This is a genomic window from Candidatus Aminicenantes bacterium, from assembly GCA_011049425.1.
Taxonomy (GTDB): Bacteria; Acidobacteriota; Aminicenantia; order UBA2199; family UBA2199; genus UBA876.
The window spans coordinates 61,190-68,488 of sequence record DSBM01000053.1 but is presented as its reverse complement, the minus strand read 5'-3'; the positions used below and the strand labels follow the sequence as shown (position 1 = coordinate 68,488).

Below are 7,299 nucleotides of genomic sequence, written 5' to 3'. Positions count from 1 at the left end.
GGAAGGCAGGAGCTTGATTTAAGATATCAGGAGACAGGTTCCAGGGTCTATTTTTGACATTCTTTCCGGCTGTGTCTAGAATCGGACGGGGGGTTGCCGTTCCCCGCAGAGGGAGGAGAAAATGAAAAAAAACATGGGTGTGATCGACCGCATGATTCGGACCATCCTGGCGCTGGTGGTGGTGTTACTCCTGGTCACCAAAACACTTACGGGCACATTGGCAATCGCGCTGGGTGTGATCGCGGTGGTGTTCCTGTTGACCAGCCTTGTGAGTTTCTGCCCCTTATACACCCTGCTGGGCATGCGCACAAACAAAAAGTAATTCAAGGCCCCCGGCCGTTGCGCTCCGGGTGGAATGCCGGGTTCAGGTACCGGCGCCAGAAATGCATGGGCGTGGTTACGGCCAGGAAGCGGGCGGCGGGTTTCCAGCGGTTCAGGTGAAACAAGAGGTGGCCCAGCATCCAGGCCACGAAAACGGCCAGCAGCCACCAGGCTGGGTAAAGCAGCAGGCTGGCAGCCTCACCTCCGCGGCGACTCAGGGACTTCCAGGCGAATCCCAGGGGGCCGGAAAACGCGGTGAGCCGGAGCAGGGCCCATGTGAACAATCCCATCAGGAGCCATGATCCATGGACCGCCTTTTGCGGGCAGACGTTCAGGCAACGCATGCAGGATTCGCAGCGGATTGACCAGCGCGGTTTTCCATGAACCACACGGATGGCTCCAACCGGGCATTGGCGAGCGCACAATCCGCACCCGTCGCAGGAAGTGTCCGCGGTATAAGTGGCGGTGAGAATGAAGCACCCGAAAGCCAGATAGGCTACGCTTATAGGGGCAACCAAGATGTCCAGTGGGATCATGATCCAGAATTTTGTGGGGAAGCGGCGTTTCCCCGCCGTCACTTTTTGCCACAACTTATGCAGGTCGCGCTTTCGCCGTTCCATGATCGCGTGGACGGTACGCGGAGACAGGCCGGGGTGGACCACTACCCAGTTGGAAGGTGTATCCAGGGGCAGTGCGCCGGCCGGGCGGTAGCCTTTGATGCAGAGGATCAACAGGGGCAGGAGTACGGCGATGCCGCTGACTCCAGGGGTAAAAACACGGCTGAACTTCATGCCCGCGCGGTTGTTGATCAAAAATATCCGGGCCCGGCCGCGGGGATAGGCCAGGATGAACTTCAGCATGCGCCAGGGAAGCGAAAAACCATGGGTGGGATAGGAAAACACCACCAGGTCGTTGCGTTCAGGGGCTTTCGCGGGGCGCGCTTTCCGCCTGGTAACGGCGGACAACTCCGTTTCCATGCCGTCGTGTTGTGCCAGGGCGGACAGTTGCTGCGCCGCCAATCAGGAATTGCCGGTCCCCGTAAAATAATGTATTCTCAGCATTTCGTGCTCAATTATATCATGGAAAGAAAGGCGGCAGGACACAAACGGGCAAATGGCAAGAGGCGAGTGGCATGGGGAAACCAGGGAAGGGGCTGGTGGCTATTTGTTAGGGTGGAAGTTGAGGAGCTGGAGAGGAAAGTGTATGATTGTTGATATCACCCTTACGGGAAGTTAATGAATTCGTGAAAGTGATGATTGAGATTTTTTTAGTTGAGGATTCAGAGGAATAAATATGAACAAAAAGCATCCTGATTTTCAGGTTCATTTCAACAACGGACTTTTTGCCTTTTTTCTGGTTTTATTTTTCTTTTTCGTGTTTTCATTGCCGGCCGGGGAAGCAGGGAAAACCCTGCTTTCGCTTGCCGACTGTGTGGATGCCGCGCTGAAAAACAATCCCCTGATTCGCGCTTCCCGCTTCAGTGTGGAAGAGAGCCGGACGGGAGTCGATGCCGCGCGTTCCGGGTATTGGCCGTCGATTGTGTTCAACGCCGGTGGTCGAAGTTCATCCCTGGAATCCAGTTCAAATACGGGCGGGACTTTGAACCAGGATCATTACAGCGGCGGACTCTCGTTTCAATACCCGGTCTTTCAAGGCGGGAAAACCATATCCACGGTCCGGGCAGCCAAGGCCGGTCTGGTCGCGGAGCAGGCCCGGCATCGGATGAATGAAGAAGAACTTGTGATCAACGTGATTTCAGCCTATTACCGCCTGCTGCAGGCGGAACGACTGATGGATTCCGCGCGGCAGTCGATGCGGCGTGCGGAGATGCACCTTGATTTCGCCCAGACACTGTTTGAAACCGGGCTGGCGACCCGTTCCGATATTTTAAAAGCCCAGGTCGCACAGGCGGACATGACATTGTCTCTGATCCGGGCGCGCAATGCACACCTGGCGGCCCGGGGCCGGCTCAACCTGGAGATGGGGAGATCCGTAAACGAGCCGCTTGCGATCGTGGATGATTTGGAAGCGGAGGGAAGTCCTGATGGCCGGGAAGTGGATTTCAGTGAAGGGCAATTTGAGATCCATGTTGAGATGGCGTTTCAGAATCGCCCGGAGCTGGTCCAGATCAACGAGCGTATGAACGCGCAGCGGGCCAACATCCGCCTGGCCCGAAGCGACTATTATCCGACCCTTTCGCTCTTCGGTGGATATGGTTTTGACGGGCTGGCCCTGTCGGACATGAACGCCTCGGGTCATATCGGCCTGAGTTTGAGCTATTCCGTGTTTGACGGGTTCCTGCGTCCGGCGCGGGTCAAGCAGGAGCAATTGGCCCTGGGCGGCCTTGAGGCTCAGCAGGAAGGCCTGCGCCGGCAGATCAGCCTGGAAGTGTGGAACGCCTATCTGCAGGTGAAAGAGGCGATGGAACGGGTGGAAAGTGCGCGTGTTTATTACGCCAGCGCGCTGGAGAGCCGCAACATTGCCGAGGGAGAGTATCGGGAAGGCGTGGGTTCCATGCTGGATGTGATCGACGCGCAAACCGCGTTTGTGACCGCTGAGCAAACCCAAATCGAAGCGTTGGCGGACGGCAATATTGCCCGGGCGGTGCTCAACCGTGCGGTGGGGATCCGTAATTTTGAGGAGAAAGCGCAGTGAATAAAAAAAAATACTTGTGGATGGCGGCGGTGGCATCGGTTCTGGTTGTGGCCGCCTTCTTCGTGTTGCGTCCGGATAAAGACGCGCAAAAAGGTCAACAGCAGACGGTAACCGTTACCCGGAAGGATGTCGGGTCCAATGTGTTGGCAACGGGGGTTATCAAACCCATGGTGGGCGCTGAAGTACGGGTGGGCTCACGGGTTTCCGGCCTGGTCAAGCGCATTTACGCCAATGTGGGTGACTTTGTCGAAAAGGGACAGATCATTGCCGAGCTGGATCCCGCGGAATTGCAGGCGAAGTACAGCCAGGCCCTCGCCAATCAACGCAACACGGCCGCGAATTTCGATTACGCCAAACTGGACCTGGCCAGACAGAAATCCCTGATAGAGAAAAAATACATTTCCCAGAACCAGGTGGACCTGGCGGAAAAAGCCTTTGAAGTGGCCAAGGCGCAATTGGAGCAGGCCCGGGCCAACCTTGAATACGCCCGGGTGCAATTGGATTACACCAAGATCACGGCGCCCATCACCGGGATCGTGGCTTCCGTGTCCACCCAGGAGGGGGAAACCGTGGCCGCCAGCTTCGCCGCGCCCACCTTTGTGACCATTATCGATCTTGATCGGCTGGAAGTCTGGGCTTATGTGGATGAAACTGACATCGGGCGTATCAAAGATGGACAAGTCGCCACTTTTTCAGTAGACACTTACTCAAACATTGATTTCAAGGGTGTGGTAACAGCTGTTTATCCCAAGGCGGTGATCCAGGACAACGTGGTTAACTACGTGGTCACCTTGAAGATCACCGACCATCAGGGCAAAACCCTGCGCCCGGAGATGAGCGCCAAGGTCTCTATCTTCCTCGAAACCCGCAAGGGGGTGTTGACCATTCCCTTGAGCGCCATCCACCGGCAAAAGGGCCAGAGCTTCGTCACCGTGATGGAGAAAGGAAAGCCTGTAGCCCGAAAAGTGGAAACCGGCTGGACCAGCGGCGGCATGATCGAAGTCACCAGCGGATTGGATGAAGGCGAGACCGTGCTGGTTTCGTTTGAGTAAAGGACAACGGTATGAGTGATATGCTGATCCAGGCCAGAAACCTGTTTAAGATCTACGGCAAAGAAGGCGGCGCCAGGGTGGTAGCGGTCAACGACGTCTCACTGGACATTCGCCGCGGCGAGTTCGTCTCCATCATGGGAACGTCTGGTTCGGGAAAGTCGAGTTTGATGAATATCCTGGGTTGCCTGGACAAACCCACCAGCGGAACGTTGACGCTTGACGGCCATGAAGTCAATCGCATGGATGATGAACAAATGGCCAAGATCCGCAACCGTGTGATCGGGTTCGTGTTCCAGTCTTTTAACCTGCTGGACAGGACCAGCGCGCTGGAGAACGTGGAATTGCCGTTGATCTATTCCGAGCGCAAGGATTTGACCAGACTGGCCAGGGAAGCACTCCAATCCGTGGGACTGGGCGAGCGCACGCACCATCTTCCCAGTGAACTGTCCGGCGGTCAGCAGCAGCGCGTGGCCATTGCCCGGGCACTGGTTAACGATCCCGAGATCATATTCGCTGACGAGCCCACGGGCAACCTGGACACACGTTCCGGCCTGGAGATCATGTCCCTGTTTGCCGAACTTAACCGCAGGGGCCGTACTGTCGTGCTGGTCACGCATGAGCCCGATATCGCCGCCCATACACGCCGGGTGATCCGCATCGCGGACGGCGGGGTCGCCGAGGATCGTGTAAACTCCGAGCCGCTGGATGCCGCAAAAGAGCTGGAAGCCCTGCCCGCCGAGGAGGCGGTCCGTGAAAACCACTAGGCTGATCAAGACCGCTTGCCGTGGTTTGGGGCGTAACCGGCAGCGCACTTTCCTGATGATGACCGGGATTGTGATCGGTATCACCGCGCTGACGATCATTGTTTCCGCCGGCCTGGGAGCGCAGAAGCGGGTAATGGACCGCGTAAAGAAATTCGGCTTTGAAAGCCTGATGGTGTTTGCCGGCGGCGGCAGGGAAATGGGCCGGCCCGTCAGTGGTGGTCCGGTAACCACGTTGACGCTGCAAGACGCCGAGGCGATTCAACGGCAAGTACGCGCGGTTGAGGATCTGGCGCCTTTCAATCGCCTGCCCAATGCGGAGATCAAGTATAGGGAACGATCAGCCACGGCCCCGATGTTCGGCATCACGCCGGCCTGGGCGTACGTGTGGGACTGGGATGTGCAAACCGGTGATTTTATTTCTGAGAGCGATATGGCGAGTCGCAACCGGGTGTGCCTGTTGGGACCCACGGTAAAAAACGAATTGTTCGGCAGCGAGAATCCCGTGGGGAAGCAGATCCGCGTCGGCAATGTCTATTTCCAGGTAAAGGGGGTAATGGAGACCAAGGGAACCAGTGCGTCCGGCGGTGATATGGACAACCGCGTCAACGTCCCCCTGGCCACATACCTGCGACGCGTGGCCAACGTGGATTACCTTTTCGGCATCAAGATCCTGCTCAACCCCGATTCAGATGTAACCCGGGCTGCCGCCGACATCCGCGCCATTCTGCGGGAACGCCACCGTATCGGCCGTGGTATCCCCGACGATTTCCGGGTTGTGGCGCCGGAAGAGGTGGCGGAGATGGCGGCGAAAATCGCCGGCACCTTCAGTATTTTCCTGGTCCTGGTGGCGGGGATCTCGTTGATCGCCGGAGGGGTGGTGGTGGCCAACATCATGTTGATCTCGGTGAGTGAACGCAAAAAAGAGATCGGCCTGCGCAAGGCCCTGGGCGCGCGCAGCAAGGACATCAAGATGCAGTTTCTGCTGGAAGCGGTGGCGGTTACAATTGCGGGCGGAGCCATCGGCATCGTGTTCGGCGGCATCAGCGCGCGCGCCCTGCAGTTGTTCAGCGGGATTCCGGTCGCAACTTCATGGCAGGCCATCTTGCTGGGTGTTGTCCTTTCCAGCCTGGTGGGCATCGCCGCGGGCATGCAGCCGGCCGGACAGGCGGCCAAATTGCAACCTGTGGAGGCGATGCGGTCATGAGATTGGCACGGAGCGTTAAGATTTCCCGCAAGCAGTTGATGGCGCACAAGTTGCGCTCGATCCTGGCGTTGGTGGGCATTATCATCGGGGTTTCCGCCGTTATCGTGATGGTCGCCATCGGCAACGGCGCCCAGGAAGAAGTGCTGAGCAAGATCAGGGACATGGGCACCAACCTGGTGATTGTCAATGCCGGCCAGGCAGAGAAATCCGCCGGGCGTGCACAGATGCGTGGTGCAGTGACCACGTTGCGTCTCGAAGATGTCGAGGCGATAAAGAACAATCTCGACCTGATTCGCAACGCGGCGCCGATTCAAAGCAAAAAAGTCCAGGTCAAGTTCGCCAACCTGAGCAGCAACACCACGGTGGTGGGAACCAGTCACGAATTTCCCGAGGTGCGCAGTTTTTGTACACAAAGGGGGATTTTTTTTTCCGAAAGTGAAAATCGTGCATCCAGGCGGGTGGCGGTGTTGGGTCGATCTGTAGACAACAATCTCTTTGAGGGCACTGAACCCATCGGCAAGACCATACGTGTCGGACAGATTCAGTTCGAGGTGATCGGCGTCATGGAGTCTAAGGGCGTTGATCTGAACGGTGTGGACCAGGACGACCAGATCTTTATCCCCATTCAAACGGCATTGCGCCGGGTCTTTAACCAGGATTACATCAGTTCGATTTACCTGCAGACGAACGGCCCGGACGAGATGGCGGCGGCGAAGCGCCAGGTGCGAGAATTGTTGCGCGAGCGCCATCGCCTGAACCGGTCCGACAAACCGGATGATTTCACTATCCAGAGCCAGACCGAATTAATGGATGCCCAGCGCGAGACAACCGACACCTTTACCGCCCTGATTGCCAGTATCGGCGGGGTTTCACTTTTGATCGGCGGCATCGGCATATTGGCGATTATGCTGATCGCCATTCGTGAGCGGCGCAAAGAGATCGGCTTGCGCATGGCGGTCGGGGCCAGTCGCAAGGACATTACATGGCAATTCGTGGTTGAATCGGCCATTTTGAGCGTGGGCGGCGGTTTGATCGGCATCGCTCTCGGTATCGCGGTTGCCTTGGTTATCGCGGTTGCCACCGATTGGAACACGAGCGTTTCTCTGGCTTCCATCCTGGCCGCGTTCGGGTTCTCGCTGCTGGTCGGCCTGATTTTCGGAGTTTCCCCGGCGCGTAAAGCCTCTATGCTGGATCCGATCGTGGCGTTGCGGGGAGAATAGAAGTAAAAAGAAGGTGGCAGGAGACCAGAAGACAGGTGACAGGACAAAGCTCTGAATAAGGAATAACGAAGAAGGAATAAGGC

Annotated in this window: 7 protein-coding genes; 6 read left to right on the top strand and 1 reads right to left on the bottom strand. The window is 57.2% G+C overall.

Features of this window, described 5'->3' with window-relative positions; genetic code table 11:
- The first annotated feature begins 121 nt into the window (after window positions 1-121).
- Window positions 122-322 carry a DUF2892 domain-containing protein gene (locus ENN40_04090; GenBank protein HDP94526.1) on the top strand — a complete coding sequence of 67 codons (201 nt, stop codon included), beginning with the start codon at window positions 122-124 and terminating at the stop codon, window positions 320-322.
- Window position 323: 1 nt separating this feature from the next.
- Here the strand turns inward: ENN40_04090 and ENN40_04085 are convergent, their stop codons facing one another.
- Window positions 324-1,340, bottom strand: coding sequence for a hypothetical protein (locus ENN40_04085; protein ID HDP94525.1), 1,017 nt, complete (start codon window positions 1,338-1,340; stop codon window positions 324-326).
- A gap of 274 nt (window positions 1,341-1,614) precedes the next feature.
- Here ENN40_04085 and ENN40_04080 point away from each other — a divergent pair, with 274 nt between their 5' ends.
- From ENN40_04080 to ENN40_04060, 5 genes are read left to right on the top strand one after another with little or no spacing between them, the layout of a single operon-like run.
- Window positions 1,615-2,976 (top strand): TolC family protein, encoded by a 1,362-nt coding sequence (locus tag ENN40_04080; GenBank protein HDP94524.1) that lies wholly within the window; start codon window positions 1,615-1,617, stop codon window positions 2,974-2,976.
- Window positions 2,973-4,028 (top strand): efflux RND transporter periplasmic adaptor subunit, encoded by a 1,056-nt coding sequence (locus ENN40_04075; protein ID HDP94523.1) that lies wholly within the window; start codon window positions 2,973-2,975, stop codon window positions 4,026-4,028. Before ENN40_04080 ends, ENN40_04075 begins: the two co-directional genes overlap by 4 nt.
- Before the next feature lie 20 nt (window positions 4,029-4,048).
- Window positions 4,049-4,792 (top strand): ABC transporter ATP-binding protein, encoded by a 744-nt coding sequence (locus ENN40_04070; protein HDP94522.1) that lies wholly within the window; start codon window positions 4,049-4,051, stop codon window positions 4,790-4,792.
- A complete protein-coding gene (locus tag ENN40_04065; protein HDP94521.1) occupies window positions 4,734-5,996 on the top strand; it encodes an FtsX-like permease family protein in 1,263 nt (420 codons plus the stop codon). The genes ENN40_04070 and ENN40_04065 overlap by 59 nt, the downstream gene beginning before the upstream one ends.
- Window positions 5,882-7,216, top strand: coding sequence for an FtsX-like permease family protein (locus ENN40_04060; protein HDP94520.1), 1,335 nt, complete (start codon window positions 5,882-5,884; stop codon window positions 7,214-7,216). The genes ENN40_04065 and ENN40_04060 overlap by 115 nt, the downstream gene beginning before the upstream one ends.
- The last annotated feature ends 83 nt before the right edge of the window (window positions 7,217-7,299 follow it).